This is a genomic window from Carnobacterium gallinarum DSM 4847 (assembly GCF_000744375.1).
Taxonomy (GTDB): Bacteria; Bacillota; Bacilli; order Lactobacillales; family Carnobacteriaceae; genus Carnobacterium; species Carnobacterium gallinarum.
The window spans coordinates 2,694,233-2,720,385 of record NZ_JQLU01000005.1; the positions used below are offsets into that span (position 1 = coordinate 2,694,233).

Sequence of the window (26,153 nt, forward strand, 5' to 3'; positions counted from 1 at the left end):
CAAATCATTAAGCTTTTATTAAAATTAAAATTTTGATTCGTAAGACTACTTTTTTATGTGTGAATAACGTAAAATAGAAGAGGAACTATTTATTGACTCTAAGGAGGAACTGTTAGACATGATAGGTAAAGAAATTGGCGAAATGCTACTTGAAAATAAAGAAGGATTTTTAATTCCAGCTGAAACGGTAGCCCATGTTCAAGTAAATAACCACTTGGATCACGCGTTATTGGTGCTAACGAAAATTCGCTATTCCGTAATTCCAGTATTAGATAACGAGTATCGTATTAAAGGATTAATTTCAATGCCGATGGTGATTGATGCGATTATGGGTCTTGAAGAAATTAATTTTGATAAATTAAGTGACATCTGTGTGCATGAAGTTATGCAAACTGATTTTCCGATTGTGCATAATCCCTATGATTTAGAAGAGGTTTTGCATTTATTAGTGAATCACGCTTTTCTTTGTGTAGCTAGTGAAGATGGAAGTTTTACAGGAATCGTTACTAGGCGTGAACTATTAAAAGCAACCAATCGAATTGCTCATGAATTTGAAAATGAATTCGATGTCTTAAAAAAAGTTAAAAAGTAAGCATAAAAGAATTCATTTTTTCGTTAGAATTTGTTATTCTTATAAAGGACTATTGAAAAGTAGGTCAGAAGGAGTGGTTCATGATGGATGCAAACGAAATTATTAAATTTATTGCAGATAGTAAGAAGAAAACACCTGTAAAGGTTTACCTTAAAGGAAGTCTAAAAGAACTAACTTTCCCTGAAACAATCCAAAATTTTACGAATTGTAAATCAGGTGTATTATTTGGTGACTGGCAAGATGTAGAGCCATTTTTGAAAGAAAATAGTACTCTTATTTTAGATTACGTTGTTGAAAATGATCGTCGTAATTCAGCAGTTCCATTAGTCGATACAAAACCATTAAATGCTCGTATTGAACCTGGTGCGATTATTCGAGATCAAGTTGAAATTGGCAATCAAGCAGTTATTATGATGGGGGCATTAATTAATATTGGTGCGATTGTTGGCGAAAATACGATGATTGATATGGGTGCAGTTCTAGGTGGACGTGCTACAGTTGGAAAAAATTGTCATATCGGTGCGGGTGCTGTTTTAGCTGGTGTTGTTGAGCCTGCTAGTGCACAACCAGTTGTGATTGAAGATGATGTTTTAATTGGAGCAAATGCGGTTGTTTTAGAAGGCATTCGCGTTGGCAAAGGAGCAGTTGTTGCGGCGGGTTCAATCGTTGTTAGCGATGTAGCACCTTATACGGTTGTTGCTGGTGTTCCAGCTAAAAAAATTAAAGATATTGATGAAAAAACAAAAAGTAAAACAGGCTTAATTGATGAGCTACGTAAACTTTAAGATGTCAATAAAAGTAGTTGTTGAATTAAATTTTAAGCCATCTCTGTATTAGAGATGGCTTTTTTTGAAAAGGAGTGGTTCACTATGACAGAATTAAATCCATTTGTAGCAATTCGTAGAGAGCTGCATTTAATTCCCGAGATTGGTTTAGAAGAGTATAAAACACATGATTATTTACTAAATAAAATTAATGCATTACCACAAGAACATCTAGAAATCAAAACTTGGAAGACAGCTATTGTTGTTCGAGTTAAAGGTTCAGAGGGAGAGAAAACAATTGGTTGGCGGACAGATATTGATGGCTTACCAGTTAGTGAGGAAACGGATTTACCTTTCAAATCAACTCATGAAGGACGAATGCATGCTTGTGGTCATGATATGCATATGTCAATTGCATTAGGATTGTTAACGCATTTTAGTCAGCATCCAGGGAAAAATGATTTAGTGATTCTCTTTCAACCTGCAGAAGAGAATGAATGTGGGGGCAAATTAGTTTACGATCATGGACTACTAGATGAATGGATGCCACAAGAATTTTATGCCTTACATGTTCAGCCGGAATTACCTGTAGGAACGATAGGAACACGAGCGGGGACCTTATTTGCAGGTACATGTCGAATTAAGGCAGATTTCACTGGGAAAAGTGGTCATGCAGCTTATCCTCATGAATCCAATGATATGATTGTTGCGGCAAGCCAATTTGTGAGCCAATTGCAAACAATTGTGAGTCGGAGTGTGAATCCTGTTGAAGGCGCAGTGATTACAATTGGGACCTTTAATGCAGGAACTACAGAAAATATTATTAGCGGAAATGCCAGTCTAACAGGTACTATCCGAACGTTGACGCCTGAAATGAGCGAACATATGATTGAGCGTGTTCAGCAAGTTGCTGCTGGAATTGAAGCATCGTATCAATGTAAAATTGAGTTAAGCTTAGTTCAAGGCGGATATTTACCAGTCGTTAATGCAGAAAAAGAAACCACAGAATTTATTGAATTTATGAATCATCATTCAGCAGTAGATTTGGTTATTTCACCAACAGCCATGATAGGGGAAGACTTCGGTTATTTACTAAATAAAGTACCAGGAACGATGTTTTGGTTAGGCGTAGATAGTCCGTACGGCTTACATCATCCTAAAATGAGTCCCAAAGAAGAGGCTATTCCGTTTGCTATTCAGCAAGTCGGGGCGTTTCTAGAAATGAAACTAGCTAAATAATAAGAAAAACCTACCACTAGTTTAGCCACCCGATTCTTATCTTCAGGGATGACTACTATTGATAGGTTATTTTTTTATTTCATTAGACTTAAAGGAGAGGCTGGAATCTCAATTCCTGCATCAGTTAAGGCCGCGACGTAATGCCTTAAAAACTCATTTTGAACACGGAATTGATCGCCATTTAACGTAAAGATTACAACTCGAAAAGCCAGCATCCCATTGCCTAAATCCGTTAATCCCATCATAGTTGGACCTTGAACGATTTCTGGATATTCAGGAACCAACGTATCATTTACTTGTTGAATGATGGCTGTTACTTGATTAATATCAGCATTTGGCAATAAACGAATATCAATTAACGCACGCATATTCCCTCTGGATAAATTGCTGACAATGGTAATATTGCGATTAGGAATAAAGTTCAACGTCCCATTTAAACTTTTAACTTGGGTCGTTCGGATTCCAACGGCAATTACAGTTCCTTCAATAGGATCTAATTTTACATAATCACCGACATCTAGTTGTTTTTCTAAAATAATAAAGAATCCAGTGACAATATCACTTACAAATCCTTGAGCGCCTAAACCAATAGCAATCCCCACAACTCCAGCACCAGCAAGTAAAGTTGCCACAGGAACACCGAGAATCGATAATACCCCATATGCATAGAAAAAAATCATGATGTAGTGAAAAATATTAAGAGAAAGTGTATATAAAGTATCTAATCGGTTTTGTGAAACTTGTTTTTTCTTTTTATAGTTATCAAAACTTTTTTCAATTGATAGTTTCCCAATCTTTGTGATAATTAATAGGATAACGGTTAAAAAAAACAGTTGAATCCCTTTACTGATTAGTGTAGCAATTACATCACTCCAATTAATACTATTCCAATAATTTAAAAAATAATTCGTACTTTTGGCAACTTTATCAACAACATCTGTAGTTACTGAACTATCCATTGTGCTACTACTATCCATCAAAAAAAACTCCTTTAAAATATTTTAGTCTTTCTTATTCTATCAAAAAATAACGAGAAAAGTGAAAAAATTTGAAATTCTTAATAAAGGATTATAAAGTGTTGGGACAAATAAAAAATAAACGCTAAACTTGTTTGATATAATTTGAACAAAAATTGAATTAATGGTATTCTAATAAAGTAAAGATTTGCGGTTTTGTTTAAGAATTTAGCTGGTTTAATTTAATCAGTGTCGATTCAAATAAACAGAAAGAACTAAGGTGGAAGTGAGGCGATAAAATGTCAGGTGGAGAAATTGCGGCGATTATTGCGGCAGTTGCATTTGCTGTGCTGGTGGTTTTCATAGTGATGAATTTGATGAAATTCTCAAAAATTGCAAGTGAAATCGGTCAAACAGTTAAAGAAGCAAATTCAAGTATTCAAGTTATTACCAAGGATGTTGATAATCTATCAATTGAAGTTGAGGGACTACTGAATAAAGCCAATGCTCTTGTAGATGATGTGAATGGAAAGTTAGGGATGACTGATCCATTATTTCAGGCAATTGGAGACTTAGGAACGACGGTTTCAGATTTAAATGAATCAAGTCGTAACTTAGTTGGTCATGTTACTGGAGCTTCAAAGAAAACGGCTCAAGTTTCTATGGCTTCAAAAATTGGTCGGACAGCAATGTCGGTGAAACGCAATCGTAAAGCGAAAAAAGTAGCAAAAACAGAGATTTAAAAATAATGAAAATTAAATAAGAATGGAGAGAATAGACATATGAGTAAACAAGGTGGATTTTTCTTAGGTGCATTAATCGGAGGAACAGCAGCAGCAATAACAGCTTTATTATTTGCTCCAAAATCAGGACAAGAATTACGCGAAGAACTTTCTGGTAGAGCAGAAGAGTTTAAAGGTACTGCGAAAGATTATGCTGATTTAGCCGTTGATCGTGGAACAGAATTAAAAAATGCTGCAGTAGATGCAACTTCTGATATTAAAATTAGCTTAAAAGGAACAGCAAATCAATTTGCAGAACAATTAAAACAAACATCTAAAGAAGTAAATAGTGATTTAGATGATATCCGTGCTGAATTAAAAGATGAAGCAGCAGAAGTGAAAGAAGAAGTTGCTGACACAGCGGAAAAAGCAAAAGATAGTGCTGAAAAAGCGACTGATGTTGTGACAGAAAAAGCAGATAATATTAAAGAAAATGTAGCAGATACAGCGAAAGATGCTGCTGAAAAGACAACAGCAACCGCAAAAGACGTTGCATCAGATGTTAAAGATACAGCCAAAGAAGTAAAAAAAGAAATTAAAAAATAAGTACATTAAAAAAGCTGCATCCAAATTTGGATGCAGCTTTTTTAGTTAGTTGATGACAGTATACGTTTTTGGTGTATGTGTGAAGACTTCACATCCATCTTTAGTTACATATAAACAATCTTCAATTCGGACACCTGCTACACCGGGAACATAAACTCCTGGTTCAATTGAGAAACACATGCCTTCTTCAATCACAAGTGAATTGCCTTCCATGATAGAAGGGAACTCATGAACAGAACTACCTAAACCATGTCCTAAACGATGGTTAAAATACGGGCCATAGCCAGCAGCAGTAATAATATCACGAGCAATTTTGTCAAGTTCTCCAGCAGTAACCCCAGGTTTAACTGCTTGTAACGCTGCTTCGTGAGCTTCTAAGACAACTGCATAAATTTTTTGAGATTCTTTTGATGCCTCGCCATATGCTACAGTTCGAGTAGCATCACTTGTATAGCCATTATAAACAACACCTAAATCAAATAAAACTAATTCATTTTTTTGAATTTTTCTTTGGCTAGGATTACCGTGAGGACTCGCTGCATTATCACCGGCAAGTACGAGAGTATCAAAGCTCATTTGCATAATGCCTTTTTTCTTTAACTGATATTCAATTTCAGCGACAATTGCTTGTTCAGAAACACCTTCTTGAATGGCTTTAAATCCAATATCAAAAGCAAAATCAGCCCACTTGCCGGCTTCAATCATTGTTGCAATTTCTTCTGGTGTTTTAATCAACTTTTGTCGTTGAATCACAGGAGTTAAATCATAGGTAAAATCGGTAGTTGAAAATTCGGTTTGTAAAGCTTCAAACCTAGCTAATGTTAAGAATTCTTTTTCGACTGCCCAATTGTTGCAAGCATCGGTAGTTTGTTTGATTTGCTCGGCAATAATTGTCCATGGATTTTCATTATCTAAATAGCCAAAAACATTAAATTCCCATTCACTATTTTGGGCATCTGCGATTTCTAATGCAGGGGTGAATAAAAAGGGGTTTGCTTTTGGGAAAACCAGCAAACTTAAAATTCGTTCATGAGGATCACTTTCATACCCAGTAAAATAAGCAATATTTGCTGGATCGTTGATGAATGCTACATCAACTTGATTTTCATTTAACCATTTCTGTAGTTCAACTAATTGTTTTTTCATATCAAATCCTTCTTTCTTTTTAATTAAAAAATAGAATCAAACTCACTTCTTATTGTAGCATTAAAAAGCCAATATGTTTAGAAAAAAAAGTCATAAATGCCTAAATCTAGGTAAAAGAGAGCGCTTTTTGAAAACAAAGATGAAATTTTCATGAAAATGAGAGTAAAACGTTTGCAATTTGCTTGATAATTTGTTAAATTGTAGGAGTATAGGAATGTTCAGAAACTAAATTAAAAAATAAAAGGAGAAAATAAACTCATGGAAAAACAAACAATTACAATTTATGATGTTGCAAGAGAAGCGAATGTTTCAATGGCAACAGTTTCACGAGTTGTCAATGGCAACCCAAATGTGAAACCAACAACAAGAAAGAAAGTTTTAGAGGTTATCGATCGTTTGGATTATCGTCCGAATGCGGTTGCACGTGGACTAGCAAGTAAAAAGACGACAACTGTAGGTGTAATTATTCCAGATGTAACGAATTTATATTTTGCTTCATTAGCAAGAGGGATTGATGATATTGCTACAATGTACAAATACAATATCATTTTAGCAAACTCTGATCAAAATGATTTAAAAGAAATTCAAGTATTGAATACATTATTAGCTAAACAAGTTGATGGTGTGATATATATGGGACACAAAATAACAGATGAAATGCGTGCTGAGTTTTCACGTTCAAAAACGCCTGTAGTCTTAGCAGGAACAGTTGATCCAGATGAACAAGTAGGTAGTGTGAATATCGATTATGAAGCAGCGACAGAGCAAGTCATCACACAATTAATTGAAAAAGGCAACAAACGTATTGCTTTCATTGCTGGTTCATTATTAGAACCAATCAATGGAACATACCGTTTAAATGGCTATAAAAAAGCTCTTAAAAAAGCTGGTATTAAATTTGATGAAGCCTTGGTTTTTGAATCTGAATATTCATATAAATCTGGTGAAGCATTGTATGACAAATTATCTTCAGCTAAAGCAACAGCTGCTTACGTAGGGGACGATGAATTAGCTATCGGTGTATTAAACGGAGCGCTAGATCAAGGCGTTAAAATTCCAGAAAATTTTGAAGTCATTACAAGTAATAACTCAAAATTAACGGAAATGATTCGTCCACGTTTAAGTACAATTACTCAACCGTTGTATGATATTGGAGCAGTTTCGATGCGCCTATTAACAAAGTTAATGAACAAAGAAGAAGTAGATGAAAAAACGATTGTATTGCCTTATAACATTGCAAATCGTGATACAACTAAAAAATAACTAAAAAGCTAGAGCATCTGTTAAAAAACAGTCGCTCTAGCTTTTTTGTATAAAAAAAGAAGGTTAGCTTTGAATCGCTAACCTTCCGAACAATAATTAAATTATGGAGTAGTCGTGATAGTAGTTGTACCACCAGCGGTTGGAGGTGGAGTAGCTGGTGGAGTAGGTTTGTTTGCCTCTTCCTCAGCTTTCTTCTTATCCTCTTCTTCTTTTTTCTTTTTAGCCGCTGCTTCGTCCTCATTTTTCTTTTTCTCTTCTTCGGTTTTTTTCTTGTCTTCTTCTTCTTTTTTCTTATCTTCCTGTTCTTTCTTCTTCCTATCTTCCTCTTCTTTTTTCTTTTTCTCTTCAGTTTCACGAGCTTTTAGATAGGTTTCATACCAGAAATTATTGAGTTCATAAGAATTGGCACCCACAGCAAAGTCATAAGTGGTAACCCCGGGTATAAAGTTAGTATTGAATAAATCACTTCTAGTTGGACCAGTAACATCAATTGTTTTTCCATCAGGGAGTGTCATTTTTCCAGGTTTCATACCAGTTTGTTCTAAAACAGTAGATGAAGAAATTCCCGGTGGACGAGTAAAGCTTTTGTCTGCTCCCATAATAGTAGGGTTGACACTGTAAATAGCATTTGCTAGCTGTGCCCAATAAGATTCATTAGCACCACTGGCATCGAAATCGGCTCCATTATCATAGTATTGCAGCTGATGACGAGATTCACCATCATTGTCATAACCAATCCATGAGCTTAAGGTCACTTGAGGTGTACTAGCAACAAACCAAACATCAATAAAGTCATTAGTTGTTCCCGTTTTCCCAGCCAAATCAGGCGAGAAGTTTAATTCACCTAAAATACCAGCAGCAGTCCCACTTTCAACAACCGAACGCATCATATCAATTGTTAGATAGGCTGTTTGTGGTGTGAAGACTGTTTCTGATTTTGCTTCATGCTGATAGATGACATTGCCTTTTTTGTCAGTAATGTTTTCAATCATGTATCCTTCAACATAAGTTCCATTATTGGCAACAGCTGCAAAAGCATTTGTTTGTTCCATAACGGTAGGCCCTGTTTCTGTACCTCCAAGCGATAAGGCAGGTTGGCCACTTTCGTACTCTGCATCTGAAATCGAAGTGAATCCCATTTTTTTCATGTAATCTTCAGGTTTCATTCCTTCAGGAGAGCTTTTCAACATTTCTAAATAAATTTTAGCAGTTGGATTGTTGTATGAACGTTTTAATGCATCCCTTGCACTGATGAATTTTCCAGTAATACTACCACCATAGTTACTTGGGTTCCATGATGAACCATCAGATTGAGTAAAGTTGATGGCTGTATCAGGAATCATAGTTGCAGGTTGAATTAATCCTTGCTCAATGGCAGGAGCGTAAACTAAAAGTGGTTTAATTGTCGAACCAGGTTGACGATGGGTACTAAAGGCATGATCGACTTCACTAATAGAAAAATCACGTCCACCAACAAAACCAATGACACGACCAGTTGCATTATCCATTAGAACACTACCATTTTGAACAGGTTCAGGTTCCATTACAGGCTCACCAGTTGTTTTATCTAGAATCAAAGCGCCAGTATATTGATCGACTTTATTCCGATAATAGGTTTGACCAAATTGATCGCCATAATTAGCTACTACATTTTGCATGGCATCATAGACACCTTTATCAATAGTCGAACGGATTTCATATCCATTATTTTGTATTTGTGATTCAGCTTCAAAGTAATATTTGTTATAGAGAGTATCATTTTCAGTAATATCTTTTTCAGTTAATTTATCTGCTGTATAATTTTTTTTCATAACAATTAAGGTTGCTTCTTTTAAAACGCGATTGTATAAAAATGAATAGTCATGATTGTCAACCGTTTGTGTTGGTTGAACAAAGTCTTTAACTAAGTCGTAGTTAAGTGCTTCTTCATAATCTTTTTTGCTAATAAATTTTTCACGATACATTCTAAAAAGTACTGTATTTTTACGTTCTAAACCAGGCTCTAAATTCGAGCGAAGTTCTCCTAATTGATTGTAAGGTGTATAAAGCGATGGACTTTGTGGTAGACCAGCAATAAAAGCAGATTGTGCTAAGTTTAATTCACTTGCACGAACTCCAAAAATACCGAGAGCTGCTTCTTCTACACCAGCTATATTTTGGCCACTACTATTTCTTCCAAAGGTTGAGGTATTTAAGTAAGCTTCTAAAATTTCATCTTTGGAAAAATAATTTTCTAAACGAATCGCTAGTAAAATTTCATTGGCTTTTCGTTTAAACGAAACTTCACTAGTCAAAATTTGTTGTTTAACTAGTTGTTGGGTCAAGGTTGATCCACCAGTTTGAACTTTTGCACCAGTAAATTCCTGTGTTAAAGCACGAGCCACAGCTTTAGGGACAATACCATTGTGTTTATAGAAGTATTCATCTTCAGTAGCAATAATAGCATGTTGTAAGTTTTTAGACATGTCACTTAAAGGAACCACTTTACGAACTAAGTCGGATTTAACCGCTCCAATCGGCTGGTTATCTGCAAAATACATTGTTGATGATTGTTCTAAGTTTGTAATATCAGCCTTCATTTCTTCGTACGTAGGTGGTTTTTCAGTAGAAACTAAATAGGCAAAGTAGCCTAATCCAATTCCACTAGCCAAGGCACCGCCAACTAAAATAGCGATAATTAAGCTTAAAATTAAGCTTTTTATTACTCCATAAGTGACATTGAATGAAAAAATTAACTTCTTTTTAGAATCCGTTGGTGGAGTTGGTACTTCCTCTTGTAGGGCAGGAATGATGGCTAATTCATAAGTTTCTTCTTTTGTATCAAGAAGGTTAGCTGGGTTTTCTTCACTAGAAGAGTCTAAAGCATCAACTTCTGGATTTTCAGTAAGTGAACCAGGTGCGATTAAGTCGGATTCTAAATTGCTTTCAAGAGGAGGTTCAACAGAGCCTGATAATTGTTCTGTATCAGCTTTGTTTAATTTTCGTTTAAGCTTATTCCACTCAGCCAAGAGAATCACTTGAGCTGCTAGTAGAAAGGCAACTATTTTATTCTCAACAGGTTGATCAGAAGGTTCTTTTTCAGAAGGTAAGTCATTATTTTCTAAAGAAAGAGTGTCAGATTGAATTTCTTCAGGTTTGTTACTTTCTTCAATGGAAATTCCCTCTAGAGGTTCCTCTATGCTTTTATTCTCGATATCAACATTTTCCGAATTTGGGACAGCAGGTAGATCCTTTGAATCAGCACTATTAGAATGGGCTTCATCTTGAACCGACTGGTCATTAGTAATTATCGGATCTGTCACTTGATTATCAGCAGTATCCGTTTCTTGTTGAGCATCAATAGTTGCATCAGAATGAGAAGTTTTGGAGGAATCCGTTGTGAAATTATTCGTCGGTTCCACGTAACCTGGCTCATGAAAGGATGCAGAAGAAATATCTGATTGTTGCTCTTCATTAGAATTAATCTTTTTTTCTTTGAAAGAAATCCATTTTTCTTTCACAACTCGTTTTACAATAGTGAATCCTTGTTTTATTTTTTCACTAAATGAGGAGTTGTTGTTTTGTGGATCATTCAAATTGTGTTCACCTCAGTATCTTAATTAATAAAATATATATTCTGCATTATTATAACAAAAACTGTCAGGAAATAACATCCTTAATCAAAAAACTTACGAAAAGTTTGGTTTTTCGTGTCAAAAAATTTTATAGTAAACCTTTATTTGTAGGCTTGTTTGATCTCATTGACTAATTGCGTGAGTTCAGATGTTAAAAATACGCTTGTTTCTTCTGAAAAAGAGAGCATTTTTGTTGGTGTTTGATAGTCATTAAAGTAACTAATTGATAGGATTTCATCCGTTTGTGACTGAAATTTGACAGTCAATTGTGGATTATATAGATAGGCGCCACATGGATCAGCTACTAGTGAAGCAATTTTGTAGGTAGTAGCGTTCTCCTTTTTTATACGATAATAGTGACCATCTAGATAATGTTTACTTGAACCCATTTGTTGAGCCAAGTTTGAAATTGTCTGGTTAAATGATTTCATTATTACTCTCCCTTTTAAATAGAATCTAAGAATAAGTATACAATAGTATAGAAAAAAATTAAAAAAAATTTGCTGAAATTCAAGTTTTTTTCAATTTTAATAATGACTGTTCTTCTATGTTAGAATTTGATTATAAAAAAGTGTTTGACTTCTTACTGAAATTTTATTATACTAAAAACACGATAAATTTTGATTGTGAGGGATTGCTATGACTAATTGCAATTTACAGAAACCAACACAACTGAATAATTTCTTCTTTAGCTACTTTAGATAGTGTTTGTGTACATGGGAAATCATGGATGCAAACCGTAATGTTTGTGTCTATGGGGCTAGAGAATTTTAACATGCAAAATTCGCCACATAGATTGTTCTGTCAAATCTAAGTGGCTTTTATAATTTAACTGGTGGAATAGGATCAGTTTAGGAAGCATCTACTTAGATTTTCGATAAATCTAGAAGTAGATGCTTTTTAATTTTATCTACCTGGTAGTGAATGAGTTGGAATAGGAGGAAATATTTTAGTAAAAATGGTTAAAAGAAATCAACTAAAAAATGGAGGAAATAAAAATGAAAAAAACAACATTAAAAAAATACGTAGTAGCGGGTTTGACAGGAGCATTAGCTTTAGGTGTTCTTGTAGGGTGTAGCAATGGGAAAGATGCAAGCAAAAAAGATGGTTCTGTTAAAGTAGGGATTTTACAGTATATGGAGCACAATTCTTTAGATGAAGCGAGAGAAGGATTTTTAGCAGAATTAAAAGATGCTGGTTATGAAGAAGGCAAGAATCTGACATTGGATTCTTTGAATTCTCAAGGAGATCAAGCGAATTTAAAAAGTATGAGTGAACGTTTAGTTAAAAATAAAAACGATGTTATTCTGACAATTGCAACACCTGCAACAATTTCTGTTGCTAATGAGACCGATAAAATCCCTGTATTATTCACTGCTGTAACCGATGCAGTTGCAGCTAAGATTGTTAAAAGCAATGAAAAACCAGGTGGAAACGTAACGGGAACAAGTGATATGGTGCCAGTAGAAGATCAAACAAAACTATTGCTTTCAATTGTGCCAAAAGCGAAAAAAATCGGAATTATTTATAATTCAAGTGAAGAAAATTCAGTGATTCAAGCAGATTTAGCTAAAAAAGCTTTAGAAAAAGGCGGAGTTGAAGTTAAAGTTGCAACAGTTACATCAACAAATGATGTCCAACAAGTAATGACATCATTAGCAAACGATGTTCAAGGAGTATATGTTCCTACTGACAATACATTGGCGAATACAATGGCAACTGTGGGTGAAATTGCAAAAGCGAAGAAAATTCCGGTTGTTGCTGGAGCAACAGAACAAGTTAAAGTTGGTGGCTTAGCAACTTATGGAATTGATTACAAAGATTTAGGCCGTCAAACTGGGAAACTAGCAGTCAAAATTCTAAAAGGCGAAGCAAAACCAGAGGATTTAGCTGTTGAAACATCAACAAAGTTAGAATTAGTTGTGAATAAAGAAATGGCAGAAGCTATTGGAATTGATCCAGATAGTATTAAATTAGATAAATAAAATAAGCAAAGTCAAATGATTTAGTAAAAGAGCTGTTTGTAACTAGCTCTTTTACTAAAGATAAGGATGTTTAGGAAGGAAGATTTGTTAGATGGATATTATTTTATCAAGTGTTTCACAAGGTTTATTATGGTCTACGATGGCGATTGGTGTCTATTTGACCTATCGGATTTTAGATATTGCAGATTTAACAGCAGAGGCAAGTTTTCCTTTAGGTGCAGCGATTTGCGCTAAACTTATTATTAGTGGAATATCTCCATTATTAGCAACAACTTTAGGTTTAGTCGGAGGAATGCTAGCTGGTTTAGTATCAGGTCTACTACATACTAAATTAAAAATTCCAGCATTGTTAACCGGTATTTTAACCATGACGGCATTATATTCAATTAATTTACGTATTATGGGACAAGCAAATATTTCATTACTTGGTCAAGATTCAGTAATGAGCTTTTTTACAAACTTAGGTTTAGATAAGCCTTACGCTGTTTTAGTGATTGGCGCAATTTTTGTTTTAGTTGTGATTCTTTTCCTATATCTATTCTTTAGTACAGAAGTGGGGTTGGCTATCCATGCAACAGGAGATAACAATGAAATGAGTGAGGCAAACGGAATCAATACGGATGCAATGAAAATTATAGGGTATATGATTTCTAATGGGTTAATTGCTTTATCTGGAGCATTACTAGCACAAAATAATGGATATGCGGATATTAGTGGAGGAGTTGGCACAATTGTAATTGGCTTAGCTTCGATTATTATTAGTGAAGTTATTTTCAACAATGTGAGTTTTGTTCAACGACTATTTGTGATTATTGCAGGATCGATTATTTATCGTTTAATTATTGCGATTGTTTTAGAATTTGGTGTGGCTCCAACAGATTTGAAATTATATTCGGCAATTATTTTAACCATTTGTTTAGCATCACCACTTTTACGTAGCAAACTAAGAGTTAGTTTAAAACCAAAAGCAGCAGCGAAAAAGAAAGGCGGCGTATAAGATGACAGACATCTTACAATTAAAAGGGATCCATAAAAGCTTTGAAGTTGGAACCGTCAATGAGCATCATGTTTTAAAAGGGATTAATTTAACTTTGAAGCAAGGTGAATTTGTAACGATTATCGGAGGGAATGGCGCTGGTAAATCAACGTTACTAAATAGTATTGCTGGCAGTTTTGGTGTTGATGAAGGACAACTATTTTTAGATAAAATCAATGTAACTAGTCAAAAAACAGCAAAACGTGCAAAATATATTGGACGAGTTTTCCAAGATCCAAGAATGGGAACAGCAACTCGTTTATCAATAGAAGAAAACTTAGCTATTGCTTACAATCGTGGTAAGAGTCGTGGTTTATCTAAAGGAGTCAAAGAGAAACAGCGTAGTGAATTTAAAGCCCAATTAAAAGAACTTGATTTAGGTTTAGAGAATCGTTTGAAAATGGAAGTTGGTTTGCTTTCTGGGGGACAACGCCAAGCATTAACATTATTAATGGCAACGTTAGTCACACCTAAATTGCTTTTATTAGATGAGCATACGGCAGCATTAGACCCTAAAACAAGTCAATCGGTGTTAAATTTAACTGAGAAGATTGTTCAAGAGAAGCAATTAACGACATTAATGATTACGCATAATATGGAAGATGCGATTCGTTACGGCAATCGCTTAATCATGCTATACAATGGGCAAATTGTGGTGGATGTTAAAGGGGAAGAGAAGCAAGGATTAACTGTACCAGATTTATTAGCCTTATTCCAAAAAAATAGTGGAACCGCAATGAACGATGATGCATTGATTTTAGCTTAATAAAAAAATATCCTTAGCTAATTTATCTATTAGTTAAGGATATTTTTATACAATTAATTTAAAGTTGGCAGTTTTTCACCAAGTACAGCTAGACGTTCAGCAACTTCATCTAAACTCAAATGATGTTCTTTCACATAGCGGTTTTCAGGTGAAATACGGCAATCATGACTACAGCCACGTAAATATTTAGCTTCATTTTCTTCAGAAGTTAGAATTTGACGATTGCACTTTGGGTCGGCACAGTTGACATAACGTTCAGAAGGTAATCCATCAAACCAATCACGACCAACAATAACATGTTCTTTATGATTGATTGGTACGCTGATACGGCTGTCAAAGACATACATTTGCCCATCCCATAAATCTCCTTGAACTTCTGGATCTTTTCCATAAGTGGCGATTCCACCATGAAGTTGACCAACATCTTTAAAGCCTTCTCGGACCAACCAGCCAGAGAATTTTTCACAACGAATTCCACCGGTACAATAAGTAACCACGCGTTTTTCCATAAATTGTTCTTTGTTGTCACGAATCCATTGAGGCAACTCACGAAAACTACGAATATCAGGACGGACAGCTCCTCTAAAATGACCTAAATCATATTCATAATCATTACGAGCATCAATAACAACTACGTTCTCATCTAAAATAGCTTCACGAAATTCTTGTGGACTTAAATACTCACCTGTTAATTCCAATGGATTTATATCGTCTTCAAGATTTAACGAAACTAATTCTGGACGATAACGAACATGCATTTTTTTGAAAGCATCTTGATTTTCATCATCGATTTTAAAAATAGTTGTAGCAAAGCGTGAATCTGCATGCATTTCTTCTATATAACGTTCTGTCGCTTCATAGGTTCCAGAAACAGTACCATTGATTCCTTCATCTGCGACTAAAATCCGACCTTTCAGCCCGATTTCTTGACAAAATGCTAAATGATCCTTAGCAAACTGTTCTCCATTATCTATTGTTACATATTGATAATAAAGTAAAACTCGAATATCCTTTGACATAATTAAAATTCCTCCTAGTTAAATGTTCCTTGCAGTGAAAAAAATAGCTAGAATCACCAATAATGAATCATATCATGAATAAATAAAGGAAACAATGTATTTGCTTGTGTTGAATTGTACAATGATTTCAAAATTGTTGCTATGCAAGCTGGATTTCGCTAAGATAAAAAGAAACGGTATACAATTGGAGGAATGAGTAAATGAAACGTTGTGATTGGGCAAAATCAGAATTAGATAAAAAATATCATGATACTGAGTGGGGAAAGCCACTTCATGGAGATCAAGCTATTTTTGAGTTGTTGATTCTGGAGACAATGCAAGCTGGCTTAAGTTGGTCAACTGTTTTAACAAAACGAGAGAATTTTCGTCAAGCCTTAGACGGTTTTGATTATCAAAAAATTGCTTTGTATAACGAGGAGAAAAAATCAGAATTATTAACCAATGCCGGATTAATTCGTAATAAATTAAAAATACACTCTATCATAAAAAATGCTCAGGCTTTTTTAAGGGTTCAAGAAGAATTTACAAGCTTTGATGATTATTTGTGGTCATTTGTAGATGGAAAACCAATTGTAAACCAATTTGAAAAACGAGAAGAAGTTCCTACTGAAACAGAACTGTCACAAAAGTTAGCCAAAGATTTAAAAAAACGTGGTTTTTCATTTGTTGGTCCGGTGACGTGTTATGCATTTATACAGGCTTCAGGGCTAGTAAATGATCATTTACTTGATTGCGATTTTTATTAAATAAAGCTTGAAATAAAGGTCAGTAACAAATAAAATAACAAGAGAAATGAAATTTGATTGTAATCTAAACGATATGCTATTAAAACTTGGTATATGTTATAATTAAAAAACATTAAGAAATACTTAAATAAAATATAACGATGACACTTACTTTGGAGGAGCTCAAAAAATGAATAAAAAGTTAATTAATATCGCCATCTTAGGTAGCCTAACGTTTAGTTCTGTAATATTACCAGTTGTTGCTCATGCAGATACAATTGAATCGAAAATTCAACAACAGGATACTAAAATAAATTCTTTGAAAAATGCCTCATCATCAACACAAACTGATTTGGAAAATATCGAGTCTTCAATTGCATCAAATGAAGCCAATGCTAAACAATTATTAGCTGATATTCAAACGGCCAATCAAGAAATGAACCAATTAGATTCAGAAATTACCGTATTACAAGAAAAAATTCAACAGCGTAATGGACAGTTACAAGATCAAGCTCGTTCTGTACAAGTGAACGGCGATAGTTCAAACTATGTTGAATTTATTATTAATGCAGAATCTGTTACGGATATTATTGGAAGAATTGATGTTGTTGGGAAACTTGTTACAGCAAATCGTGAATTAGTCCAAGCGCAAGTTCGTGACCAAGATGCAGTTAAATCGAAAAAAATTGAGACAGAACAAAAGGTGAATCAACAAAATGCACTAGCTGGTCAGTTAGAATCAGCACAAACTAAATTAGCCAGCCAAAAATTTGAAAAAGAAGCAGTTGTTGCTCAATTAGCGTCTGAAACAGCAGTCGCTGAAGGTGAAAAACAATCATTCTTGGCTCAAAAAGCGGAAGCTGAGAAACAAGTTGCATTATTAGCAGCTGCAAAAGAAGAATCAGCTAAAGCAGTTAAACTAGCTGTAGCTAAAACAAAGGAAGAATCTTCAAAAGCATCTGAAAGTTCTTCTGTAGCATCTAACGAATCTAGTAATTCAACAGAATCTTCTTCAAGTGCAGAACCAGAAAATGTGAACCCTGTTCAACCTCCAGCTGGAGGAAATAGTGGCAATAATGGAGGCGGATCGGTAACTCCGAATCCAACACCAACGCCTGAACCAACACCAACACCGGAGCCAGAACAACCGAAACCACAACCTCCTGTGAATCCTGTTCAACCACCAACAGGTGGTGGAACTTCTTGGGCAAGTTTAAAACCGATTGCTGAATCATTTCTTGGAACACCTTATTTATGGGGTGGAACAACACCAAATGGTTTTGACTGTTCTGGATTCACACAGTATGTTTTTGCTCAAGCTGGAAAAAGAATTCCTCGTGTAGCATCTGATCAATATGCACAATCGCAAAAAGTATCAACTCCGCAAGCAGGAGATTTAGTTTTCTTCTCTCAATCAGGTGGAGTCATTGATCATGTTGGAATCTATGTTAACTCAAGCACATTTATTGGTTCACAAAGTACTCCAGGAGTGGCATATGCTTCTTACAGTGGGTATTGGGGTAATTATATTGTAGGTTACGGTAGATATTAAGCGAAAATACTAAAAGATGTCGAGGAAACTCGCATCTTTTTTTTGTAAATTAAAGAATAGGATCCAATTAAAATACTTACAATTTTAAAATGACGAAGGTAAATTGTAAAAGTTAAACTATCTATTTTTAATAGGAAACAATTGTCTTTAAATATATATCAATAGAAATACGAAGGGTTCTATTGTATTTGATTGATAGAGGTGGAAACAAGTTGTTAAGAGAAGTATAGTTAACGGTTACTTTCTCGAAAAAATTGCTCAAGCTTCCTTTTCTTTGGGATTTTTACTGGTCGTTATGAAGAATAAAATATCAGCAGGTAGAGTCTGAAGATGCTTTTTTATTATAGGATTGAAGACTCTAAGAAAAAGTCTTAATCATTCCTGTGATGGAACAAAACTAAAACTCTCATGAAATCATCATTTTGAACAAATGGATTTCATGAGAGTTTTTAGTAATTAATTTAAATAAGATTCAGTTAGTTCCATAAAAGTAGTGACATCTTGAGCCATAATTTGAATACCAGCTACCCAAAAATCAGGTTTTGTCAGATCCACATTTAGGTGTTTCATCGCTAAGTCTTCTGTTGTCATTGAAGCGGTATCTCGTAATAAATCAATATACTTATCTTCAAAACCAGCACCTTCCTCAAGAGAGCGAGCGTAGATTCCTAAGCTAAACAAATAGCCAAAGGTATATGGGAAGTTATAAAAAGAAATTTCTGAAATATAAAAATGTAACTTACTTGCCCAAAAATGCGGATGATAGTTACTCAGAGAATTCTGGAAGGCCTCTTTTTCAGCAGCTTCCATTAGTTCGGAAATTCTTTCAGCAGTGACAATGCCCTGTTTTCTTTCTGTATAAAAATTCGTTTCAAAAATAAAACGGGCATGAATATTTAAGAACATAGCTAGCGCATTTGACATCTTGGTGTCTAGTAAAGTGATTTTTTCAGCTTCATTTTTTGCTTCGCGAACAGTTGCATCAGCGACAATCATTTCTGCAAATGTGCTGGCTGTTTCAGCAACGTTCATAGCATATTCTTGACGAACGCCAGGTAAATCTTTCATTACATAACTATGAAATGCATGTCCTAATTCATGAGCAAGAGTGGAGACTTCGCTAGGAGAGTCAGCGTAGGTCATGAAAATACGTGATTCACCAGACTCTGGCAATGAAGTACAGTAACCACCAGGACGTTTGCCACTACGATTTTCAGCTTCAATCCACTGCTGATCAAAAGCCATTTGAGCAAATTCAGCCATCTTAGGACTGAATTTCTTGAAATTCGCTACAATAAAATCAGCACCATCATCAAATGGATAGACTTGAGGTTCAGCACCAGGCATAATAATAGGAGCATCGACATCTTCCCAAGCTAATTTTTCTTTACCTAATAAATGTGCCTTACGATTCAAATAATCAATAAAAGGTGCTTTATGATCGGTTACGGCTTGCCACATAGCATTTAAGGTTTCAGGTTTCATTCGATTATATTCCAAAGGTTGTTTTAAAAAGTCTGTTACTCCATGAGATTTATAGGTTGCCAAGCGAAATCCGCTTAAGTGGTTTAAAGTATCTGCAAAAGCTGGAGCTAATCTGCCCCAAGTGATTTCCCATTTTTCAAATAGTTCACTCCGAACTTTTGGATCTGGATCAGCCATCATTTTATTAAAGGCTTGTCCGGCAGAAAGTAAAGTTGTTGTTCCATCTGCATTTTCAAAAGGGATTTCAATGGTGTTCACAAGGGTATCATAATGTTCACTCCAACCTTCAAATCCGTCAATGCTTAGGGCGTTGATTAATGCTTCTTCAGCTTCACTTAATAATTCTTGTCCATGGAATCTAGTTTCAGAAAGATTGAAGGCGATTGAACTAAACTCAGCTAAACTGACTAGTTTTTGCCATTCATCATTAGAGATGTTTACCATTTTTTTTACGAAAACAGTGGACACTGTAGCAAACTGACTACTTAACTCTAATAATTGACCAGTGACAGCGCCAGCATACTTGTCATTTACATCTGCAGATTGTACGGCAGTAATGAAACTAAACGCTTGAGTTAATCCAAAGTTGATTTTTTCTTGATGAGCTAAGATCTTACCGAAATGTGAATAACTAGGTTGGTCAGTATCAGGTGTCCAATTTTGAATTTCAGTTGAATTGTTCGTGATTTGTTCCTTTAATAAAACAATCTTTTCTTTTAAGGCAGTCGATGTACTACCTCCGGGGAAAATAGATTCTAAATCCCAATTGATTGAATACTTCATTTAATAACTTCCTTTCCAATTTTTAATACTCTAAGTATAACTTAATTCGTTTAAATATAGCAAAATAAATAGATAAAATCAATGTACATCCAAAGTCTGAGAAAGAGTTGGTTCTTTAGGCGGTAGGTTCTCATTAAAAACTCAGTTAAACTAAAGGAGTAGAGTAAGTTAAATTCATTAAAAAGGATGGGAAGAAAATGAGTAGAAATTTAAGAGTTTTATTGGTGATTGAAGGGTTTTTAGCAATTTCATTTATCCGTGATTTAATTGGTAATCCTTTGGTAGTTACGTTATTAATTGGTGCTGTTGTGTTGATGGTTATTGGCAATCGAGATCAAAATAAAAACCTAGGGAAGGTAGCTATATATATTGGTTTATCTGGTTTAGCGCTTGGTGCATTCACTTCTGGAGTAGCCGTTGCAATGCTGATTATTATTCTGATGTGGGGCGTTATATTTGGTTTTGATGAAATGAAATATGAAATTCAAAAAAGAATTTAAGAAATTATTGAGATGCAGATGCGTCTCTTTTTTTGATTAGTTATAAAAAATTGTACCTAGAAAAGGTAGCTTTTTTCTGAAAAAATAGTAACATAAGAGAGCAAAGTAAATTAGGAGGTCTTTTATGAAATTGAAATTAGCTACAAAAGATAATTTATTTATTCTTCTTGCGATTGTGATGATGGGTATTTTATTTTACAGTTCATCACAACCTTTTGGTAAACAAACTGTAGCACCATATTTAGATAAGCTGTTAGTAAATCAACCTTTTAAAGAACTCTTAAGTGGTATTCATTTTAATTACGCAGGTGGTGGGGAAGTTAGTATTGCTGCTAAAGGGTATGTTCCTTTTATTGAATTCTTTATCCGCAAAGGAGCTCATTTTGGTACGTACTTTTTACTGGGTTTATTCTGGTTCTTAGGTTTGAAAAATCGATTGTACAGTATTGGGTTAACAGCGTTTATTGCTTGGAGCTTAGCTGCAGGTTATGCCGCTTTTGATGAATTTCATCAGAGTTTTACGGCAGATCGTACGCCACTTTTTCAAGATGTTATACTGGATAGTGTTGGTGCTTTAACAGCTGTTTTAATCGCCGTGCTGTTTAGTCAATTATTTGGTAAAAAAAAGAAACATAAAAAATAGAATGTAGTGATGATAAAATAAGAAAATCTGATTTTAATTTGCACTAAATTAGTGTAGTTTGGTAAAATGAAGGAAAGATATAAAATTAATTACACAATGAAATGAGGGATAAGGATGTCAGGACATTCAAAATGGAGTAATATTCAAGGGCGTAAAAATGCGCAAGATGCAAAACGTGGGCAAATTTTTCAAAAAATATCAAGAGAAATTTATATGGCTGTAAAAAGTGGTGGTTCGGATCCTGGCATCAATCCTCAATTGCGTATGATGATTGATAAAGCCAAATCAGCTAATATGCCTAATGATAATGTGAAAAGAGCTATTGCTAAAGGAAGTCAAAGTGGCGAAGGTGAAAATTATGAAGAAGTTACTTATGAAGGATATGGACCAAACGGAATTGCTGTTTTAGTACATGCATTAACTGATAATCGGAATCGGACAGGTACTAATGTTCGAGTTGCATTTAATAAAAATGGTGGTTCTTTGGGTGAAACAGGTTCGGTTAGTTATATGTTTGATCGTAAAGGTTATTTAGCGATTGAGCGAGCGGGTTTAGATGTTGATGAGGATACAATGTTAATGAGTGTTTTAGAAGCAGGTGGGGAAGAAATGGAAACCTCTGATGAAGTTTTTGAAATTTATACGGAGCCAGTTGATTTTGTATCGGTTCGAGATAGTTTGGAAGCGGAAGGTTATACTTTAGCTCAAGCAGAAATCACCATGATACCTCAAACAACTAATGAGTTACCGGCTGATAAAGCGACACAATTCCAACTAATGTTAGATAAATTAGAAGAAGACGATGACGTATCAGAAGTCTTTCACAACGCTGAAATATAAATAATAAAAGCTCACATTGGATGTCCAATGTGAGCTTTTATTATTTTATCCGTTTAAAAAAATTCATAAGCTATTTTTATTCACTGGTAGCTTGTTTGGTAAATCCTTCCCCAACAACACGTTGTACATCATTGATGATAAAGAATGCTTTTGGGTCATATTGATTCACGATTTTAGTAAGCTGTAATAATTGTTGACGATTGACAACTGTATACAGAATTTTACGATCCTGCTTTAAATAGTAACCTTGTCCATGGAAAATAGTAATACCACGTTCTAATTGTTCATCGATATCTTGAGCAATTTGTTCGTATTTATCTGAAATAATCGTAACTGATTTTTTCGGATTAAAGCCTTCTAAGATGAAATCCAATACTTTTGTGGAAATATAAAGAGAAACTACTGTAAAGAGCATTTTTTCTAAACCAATAATAAAGACTGAAGGAAGAACAACAATTAAGTCGAAAAATAACAATGCGTAGCTTGTGTTCCACCCTAGGTATTTGTTGGCTAATTTGGCCAAAATAGCACTTCCTGCTGTTGTTCCACCACCTAGCATGATTAACCCCATTCCTGCTCCCATCAAAGCACCAGCTGCCAATGCAGCAACAATCACCTCATCCGGTTTGAAAACAAAGACAGTCGTTACACGCAAGAAAAATGACATAAGGGCAACGGCAAAAATCGTTAAAAATACCGTTGATTTGTCTAAATACTTATAGCCAATTACTAGTAAAACACTGTTAAATAATAAGTTTGTTAAAGCTGGGGACCAAGAAAGTTGATAATAAAGCATCATCGTTAATCCTGTTACGCCACCTTCGCCAAGCTCGTTAGGCAAAGCAAACATATTCACTGCTACTGAAAAAATAAAAGCACCAAGAATAATTTTTAAATAGTTAGCAATCTTTTTTTTCGTCATGCTGATTTCACTCCTTTAAATGTTTCTACATGGTCAATTTAAACTGAAAATTACAAAAAATAAGACACTGCTTGCTCCTATAACAGGGCATTCAGAGTCTTTTTTCAAAAAAGTACTAAAACAAAATGTAATACGATTGGATTCCAATCTCTTCAACAAACAAATTACCTCAAAAGGTATTTATATCCTAAGAAAATATAACATAAATAAACTAGTTAGGCAAATGAATAAAATAGCAATTAGACACAAAATAAAAAATAAAAAAATAATGAGACTTTTTTGCATATAGTCTAGATAGGACGGACAAAGAGGGAGCTGAATGGATGGCGATTGAAGAATTGGCAACAACTATTTTAAAAGAAGCGGATATACGAGGAGTGAACGATATTCATATCTTACCAAAATCAACGGAATATCAATTGTTTTTTAGAGTGAGTGGTCAACTTTTATTGTGGCTAACAATCTCTTTGGAACAAGGAATTCGGTTGATTGCTTATTTCAAATTTTTATCGGATATGGATGTAGGTGAGAAGCGCTTTCCACAAACAAGTTCAAGTACGATGAAATTAGATGGAAAAGCTAAAGCGCTACGCTTTTCTACTATTACTGACTTCCATCATCAAGAATCTTTGGTTATCCGTTTGCTACACCAAGTTCAAAAACATACTTTGGAACAGACGGCTTATTTTCCAAGACAGATTAAAGAATTAGAGCAATTAATTAAAAGGAAAAGTGGCTTGCTTTTGTTTTCAGGGCCTGTGGGATCGGGTAAAACTACAACTATGTTTCAACTAATTAAGGAGTCATTAGTACATGAAGAGCGACAAGTTTTTACAGTAGAAGATCCAGTTGAGATTGAGGAACCACGATTTTTACAAACACAAGTTAATCAAAAGGCTGGAATTAGTTATGAGGCTTTATTAAAAGCTAGTTTAAGACATCATCCGGATATTATTGTTGTAGGTGAAATTCGTGATACAGAAACAGCTAAAATGGTTATTCGTGGTGCATTAACAGGGCATTTAGTGATTAGTAGTATTCATGCCAAAAATGCTAGTGGGGTTTTGAGTCGATTAGGTGAGTTAGGAATTTCTTTGAATCAATTGCAACAAACCCTCATAGGAATTGTTTCTCAAAAGTTAGTTCCGAGGCGATGTAGTCTATGTGAGGGGACGTGTCGATTATGTTGTACTCATTTATCTGTCTATGAAAAACGTTCAGTTCTTTACGAAATTACAACAGGAAGACAATTAGAAAAACTTGGACGACAAAAGGAGGTGGGGGTAGTAGCAGATCATCAACGAGGTTCTTTTAATTCTTATTTACGAAAGGCGTATAGTTATGGATTTATTACAGAAGATGGGTATCAAAAAAATCGGCTTTATTGAACCAATAAAAGAGTCAAAGCAAGCCTTTTTTCTTTCAAAATTAGCTGTTTTAGTTGAGGAGGGTTTTTCTTTAAAAGAAGCACTTAATTTTTTAATCCTCATCATGACGAAAGAAAAATATTGGTTGGAAAAAGTAGTGATAAGCTTAGAAAGTGGTCAAGAATTTTATCAAATATTGGCTGAGTTAGGTTTTTCAGAACGAATATCTGCTGAGATTTATTTAGCGCAAGTTCATGGGCAATTCAGTCAAGCGCTAGCTAATAGTGGCTTATATTTAGAAGCTAAATTAGAGCAAAGAAAGAAACTCAAACAATTATTGCACTACCCATTACTACTAGTTGTATTTATGTTAGGTATTTTGTTTGCCATGCGTTTGTTCTTACTTCCTTATTTTAGTCAACTATTTCAAAAAAATGATTCATTAACATCTATTTTAAGTCAGATTTCTATTGGCTTTATTTACTGTTTTCCGTATATTTTGGCTGGTATTGCTGCAGTTGGCATTAGTTTGAATGTTTATCTTAAACGACGATTTAAACATTATTCTGCTATTGCCAAAATTGATCTTTTATTAAAGATTGGCTTCTTAGATAAATTCATTAAATTATACTACACTTATTATTTTAGTTACGAATGGGCCCAATTATTTAAAAGCGGTCATAAAATGTTACGAATTATTCAGTTAATGAAAGAAAAAGAAACGACTAGACTAATGCAAGAAGTGGCTTTAAAAATGGAAGATGGGTTGAAAAATGGTCATGAATTTAATCAAATTATGGAACAATTTAATTTTTTTACACCAGAATTAGGTGCGATTATCTTTCATGGAGAGTTGACGAGTCAATTAGCCAGTGAATTAAGTTTGTATAGCGCAAGCTGTCAAAAAGAATTTGTTACTAGTATTGAAAAATTATTAGGATGGATTCAACCCGTTATCTTTTTTCTAGTAGCTTTTTTTATTCTATGTATTTATCTAGCGTTATTATTACCAATGTTTACGATGATGGAGGGAATTGTATGAAAATAAAACTGAAAAAAATACTCAAAAGCTCGGATGGTTTTACATTAATTGAAATGATTTTAGTACTTTTTGTCATATCTGTCTTACTTATATTAGTTATCCCTAATGTTGTACAGCAAAAAGATAAGATTGATAAACAAGGGGCGGAAGCTTTGACAACCGTGGTGGAAACACAGGTTGAACTTTATTTGCTAGATAATGATCCAGGAATTCAGGTGACATTTGAGAAATTAAAGGAAGGAAATTATTTAAAACAAAAGCAGGTAGACAATGCAAAACAAAAAGGAATTACAATCGAAAATAACCAAGTGCGATTAAAATGACTGTATGGAATAATCGCGGATTTACACTATTGGAAACATTATTGACCTTGTTTGTAGTAGTAATGTTAGTTGGCCTACCAAGTTTTATTGGAAGTCAAGTTCTAGAAAAAATGGAAAGTATCTTATTTTTAGAAGATTTTCAAAGTCATTTATTGGCTATTCAAAATTATGCTTTATTAATGAATGAAAAAACAGAGATGAAGATTCAGAAATCGGGTGAAGTTTAATATTCTAGTCCAACAAATGTAGCTAGTTCTATCAAT

25 protein-coding genes are annotated in these 26,153 nt (G+C 34.4%); 18 read left to right on the forward strand and 7 right to left on the reverse strand.

Translation table 11 applies throughout. From position 1 onward, the window contains the following. Positions 1-118 precede the first annotated feature (118 nt). The 3 genes from cbpB to BR43_RS17185 all read left to right on the forward strand — a co-directional run bounded on the left by cbpB (position 119) and on the right by BR43_RS17185 (position 2,595). Complete coding sequence (cbpB, locus tag BR43_RS17175) at positions 119-592, forward strand: cyclic-di-AMP-binding protein CbpB (RefSeq protein ID WP_034564187.1); 474 nt, start codon at positions 119-121, stop codon at positions 590-592. Positions 593-675: 83 nt separating this feature from the next. Further along, the gene (gene dapD / locus BR43_RS17180) at positions 676-1,377 is read left to right on the forward strand and encodes a 2,3,4,5-tetrahydropyridine-2,6-dicarboxylate N-acetyltransferase (protein WP_034564189.1); all 702 of its coding nucleotides are present in this window, start codon (positions 676-678) and stop codon (positions 1,375-1,377) included. Positions 1,378-1,461: 84 nt separating this feature from the next. Beyond that, complete coding sequence (locus tag BR43_RS17185; protein ID WP_034564191.1) at positions 1,462-2,595, forward strand: N-acetyldiaminopimelate deacetylase; 1,134 nt, start codon at positions 1,462-1,464, stop codon at positions 2,593-2,595. 74 nt (positions 2,596-2,669) lie between these two features. Here BR43_RS17185 and BR43_RS17190 read toward each other — a convergent pair whose 3' ends face one another. Beyond that, entirely contained in the window at positions 2,670-3,572 is a 903-nt protein-coding gene (locus BR43_RS17190; RefSeq protein ID WP_034564193.1) for a mechanosensitive ion channel family protein, read from the reverse strand. Between the two features lie 278 nt (positions 3,573-3,850). Here BR43_RS17190 and BR43_RS17195 point away from each other — a divergent pair, with 278 nt between their 5' ends. Together BR43_RS17195 and BR43_RS17200 are read left to right on the forward strand one after the other, a co-directional pair. Beyond that, complete coding sequence (locus BR43_RS17195) at positions 3,851-4,294, forward strand: DUF948 domain-containing protein (RefSeq protein WP_034564195.1); 444 nt, start codon at positions 3,851-3,853, stop codon at positions 4,292-4,294. A gap of 39 nt (positions 4,295-4,333) precedes the next feature. Then, positions 4,334-4,879 (forward strand): YtxH domain-containing protein, encoded by a 546-nt coding sequence (locus BR43_RS17200; RefSeq protein WP_034564197.1) that lies wholly within the window; start codon positions 4,334-4,336, stop codon positions 4,877-4,879. A 45-nt stretch (positions 4,880-4,924) separates the two neighbouring features. Here BR43_RS17200 and BR43_RS17205 read toward each other — a convergent pair whose 3' ends face one another. Then, complete coding sequence (locus BR43_RS17205) at positions 4,925-6,025, reverse strand: M24 family metallopeptidase (protein ID WP_034564199.1); 1,101 nt, start codon at positions 6,023-6,025, stop codon at positions 4,925-4,927. 258 nt (positions 6,026-6,283) lie between these two features. On the opposite strand from BR43_RS17205, the gene ccpA reads away from it, so the two are divergent. Next, entirely contained in the window at positions 6,284-7,288 is a 1,005-nt protein-coding gene (gene ccpA / locus BR43_RS17210; RefSeq protein WP_034564201.1) for a catabolite control protein A, read from the forward strand. 101 nt (positions 7,289-7,389) lie between these two features. On the opposite strand, the gene BR43_RS17215 is transcribed toward ccpA, so the two are convergent. Both BR43_RS17215 and BR43_RS17220 read right to left on the reverse strand, forming a co-directional pair. Continuing rightward, complete coding sequence (locus BR43_RS17215) at positions 7,390-10,863, reverse strand: transglycosylase domain-containing protein (RefSeq protein WP_051934021.1); 3,474 nt, start codon at positions 10,861-10,863, stop codon at positions 7,390-7,392. A 140-nt stretch (positions 10,864-11,003) separates the two neighbouring features. Next, the gene (locus BR43_RS17220; protein WP_034564202.1) at positions 11,004-11,333 is read right to left on the reverse strand and encodes a hypothetical protein; all 330 of its coding nucleotides are present in this window, start codon (positions 11,331-11,333) and stop codon (positions 11,004-11,006) included. Between the two features lie 567 nt (positions 11,334-11,900). Between BR43_RS17220 and BR43_RS17225 the strand changes: the two genes are divergently transcribed. From BR43_RS17225 to BR43_RS17235, 3 genes are all read left to right on the forward strand, one after another. Beyond that, the gene (locus BR43_RS17225) at positions 11,901-12,887 is read left to right on the forward strand and encodes an ABC transporter substrate-binding protein (RefSeq protein WP_034564204.1); all 987 of its coding nucleotides are present in this window, start codon (positions 11,901-11,903) and stop codon (positions 12,885-12,887) included. 91 nt (positions 12,888-12,978) lie between these two features. Next, complete coding sequence (locus tag BR43_RS17230) at positions 12,979-13,884, forward strand: ABC transporter permease (RefSeq protein ID WP_034564206.1); 906 nt, start codon at positions 12,979-12,981, stop codon at positions 13,882-13,884. Between the two features lies 1 nt (position 13,885). Further along, positions 13,886-14,689, forward strand: a complete 804-nt coding sequence (locus BR43_RS17235; protein ID WP_034564208.1) for an ABC transporter ATP-binding protein — start codon at positions 13,886-13,888, stop codon at positions 14,687-14,689. Between the two features lie 53 nt (positions 14,690-14,742). Here BR43_RS17235 and trhO read toward each other — a convergent pair whose 3' ends face one another. Continuing rightward, complete coding sequence (gene trhO, locus BR43_RS17240) at positions 14,743-15,708, reverse strand: oxygen-dependent tRNA uridine(34) hydroxylase TrhO (RefSeq protein WP_034564210.1); 966 nt, start codon at positions 15,706-15,708, stop codon at positions 14,743-14,745. A gap of 200 nt (positions 15,709-15,908) precedes the next feature. Between trhO and BR43_RS17245 the strand changes: the two genes are divergently transcribed. Further along, positions 15,909-16,454 carry a DNA-3-methyladenine glycosylase I gene (locus tag BR43_RS17245; protein WP_034564212.1) on the forward strand — a complete coding sequence of 182 codons (546 nt, stop codon included), beginning with the start codon at positions 15,909-15,911 and terminating at the stop codon, positions 16,452-16,454. Between the two features lie 169 nt (positions 16,455-16,623). Continuing rightward, a complete protein-coding gene (locus BR43_RS17250; RefSeq protein ID WP_034564214.1) occupies positions 16,624-17,985 on the forward strand; it encodes a C40 family peptidase in 1,362 nt (453 codons plus the stop codon). Between the two features lie 456 nt (positions 17,986-18,441). Here the strand turns inward: BR43_RS17250 and BR43_RS17255 are convergent, their stop codons facing one another. After that, a complete protein-coding gene (locus BR43_RS17255; RefSeq protein WP_034564216.1) occupies positions 18,442-20,253 on the reverse strand; it encodes a M3 family oligoendopeptidase in 1,812 nt (603 codons plus the stop codon). 197 nt (positions 20,254-20,450) lie between these two features. Here BR43_RS17255 and BR43_RS17260 point away from each other — a divergent pair, with 197 nt between their 5' ends. From BR43_RS17260 to BR43_RS17270, 3 genes are all read left to right on the forward strand, one after another. Continuing rightward, positions 20,451-20,753, forward strand: coding sequence for a DUF7649 domain-containing protein (locus BR43_RS17260; protein WP_034564218.1), 303 nt, complete (start codon positions 20,451-20,453; stop codon positions 20,751-20,753). A 124-nt stretch (positions 20,754-20,877) separates the two neighbouring features. After that, positions 20,878-21,396, forward strand: a complete 519-nt coding sequence (locus BR43_RS17265) for a VanZ family protein (protein ID WP_034564220.1) — start codon at positions 20,878-20,880, stop codon at positions 21,394-21,396. A 114-nt stretch (positions 21,397-21,510) separates the two neighbouring features. Beyond that, positions 21,511-22,236 carry a YebC/PmpR family DNA-binding transcriptional regulator gene (locus BR43_RS17270; RefSeq protein ID WP_034564222.1) on the forward strand — a complete coding sequence of 242 codons (726 nt, stop codon included), beginning with the start codon at positions 21,511-21,513 and terminating at the stop codon, positions 22,234-22,236. A 76-nt stretch (positions 22,237-22,312) separates the two neighbouring features. On the opposite strand, the gene BR43_RS17275 is transcribed toward BR43_RS17270, so the two are convergent. After that, on the reverse strand, positions 22,313-23,158 hold the full coding sequence (locus BR43_RS17275) for a YitT family protein (RefSeq protein ID WP_034564225.1): 846 nt from the start codon (positions 23,156-23,158) through the stop codon (positions 22,313-22,315). Between the two features lie 323 nt (positions 23,159-23,481). On the opposite strand from BR43_RS17275, the gene comGA reads away from it, so the two are divergent. From comGA to BR43_RS17295, 4 genes are read left to right on the forward strand one after another with little or no spacing between them, the layout of a single operon-like run. Beyond that, positions 23,482-24,546 carry a competence type IV pilus ATPase ComGA gene (gene comGA / locus BR43_RS17280; protein WP_034564227.1) on the forward strand — a complete coding sequence of 355 codons (1,065 nt, stop codon included), beginning with the start codon at positions 23,482-23,484 and terminating at the stop codon, positions 24,544-24,546. Then, positions 24,500-25,567, forward strand: coding sequence for a competence type IV pilus assembly protein ComGB (gene comGB / locus BR43_RS17285; protein ID WP_034564229.1), 1,068 nt, complete (start codon positions 24,500-24,502; stop codon positions 25,565-25,567). Before comGA ends, comGB begins: the two co-directional genes overlap by 47 nt. Then, positions 25,564-25,890 (forward strand): competence type IV pilus major pilin ComGC, encoded by a 327-nt coding sequence (comGC, locus tag BR43_RS17290; protein WP_034564231.1) that lies wholly within the window; start codon positions 25,564-25,566, stop codon positions 25,888-25,890. The genes comGB and comGC overlap by 4 nt, the downstream gene beginning before the upstream one ends. Beyond that, entirely contained in the window at positions 25,887-26,117 is a 231-nt protein-coding gene (locus BR43_RS17295) for a prepilin-type N-terminal cleavage/methylation domain-containing protein (RefSeq protein WP_051934022.1), read from the forward strand. The genes comGC and BR43_RS17295 overlap by 4 nt, the downstream gene beginning before the upstream one ends. The last annotated feature ends 36 nt before the right edge of the window (positions 26,118-26,153 follow it).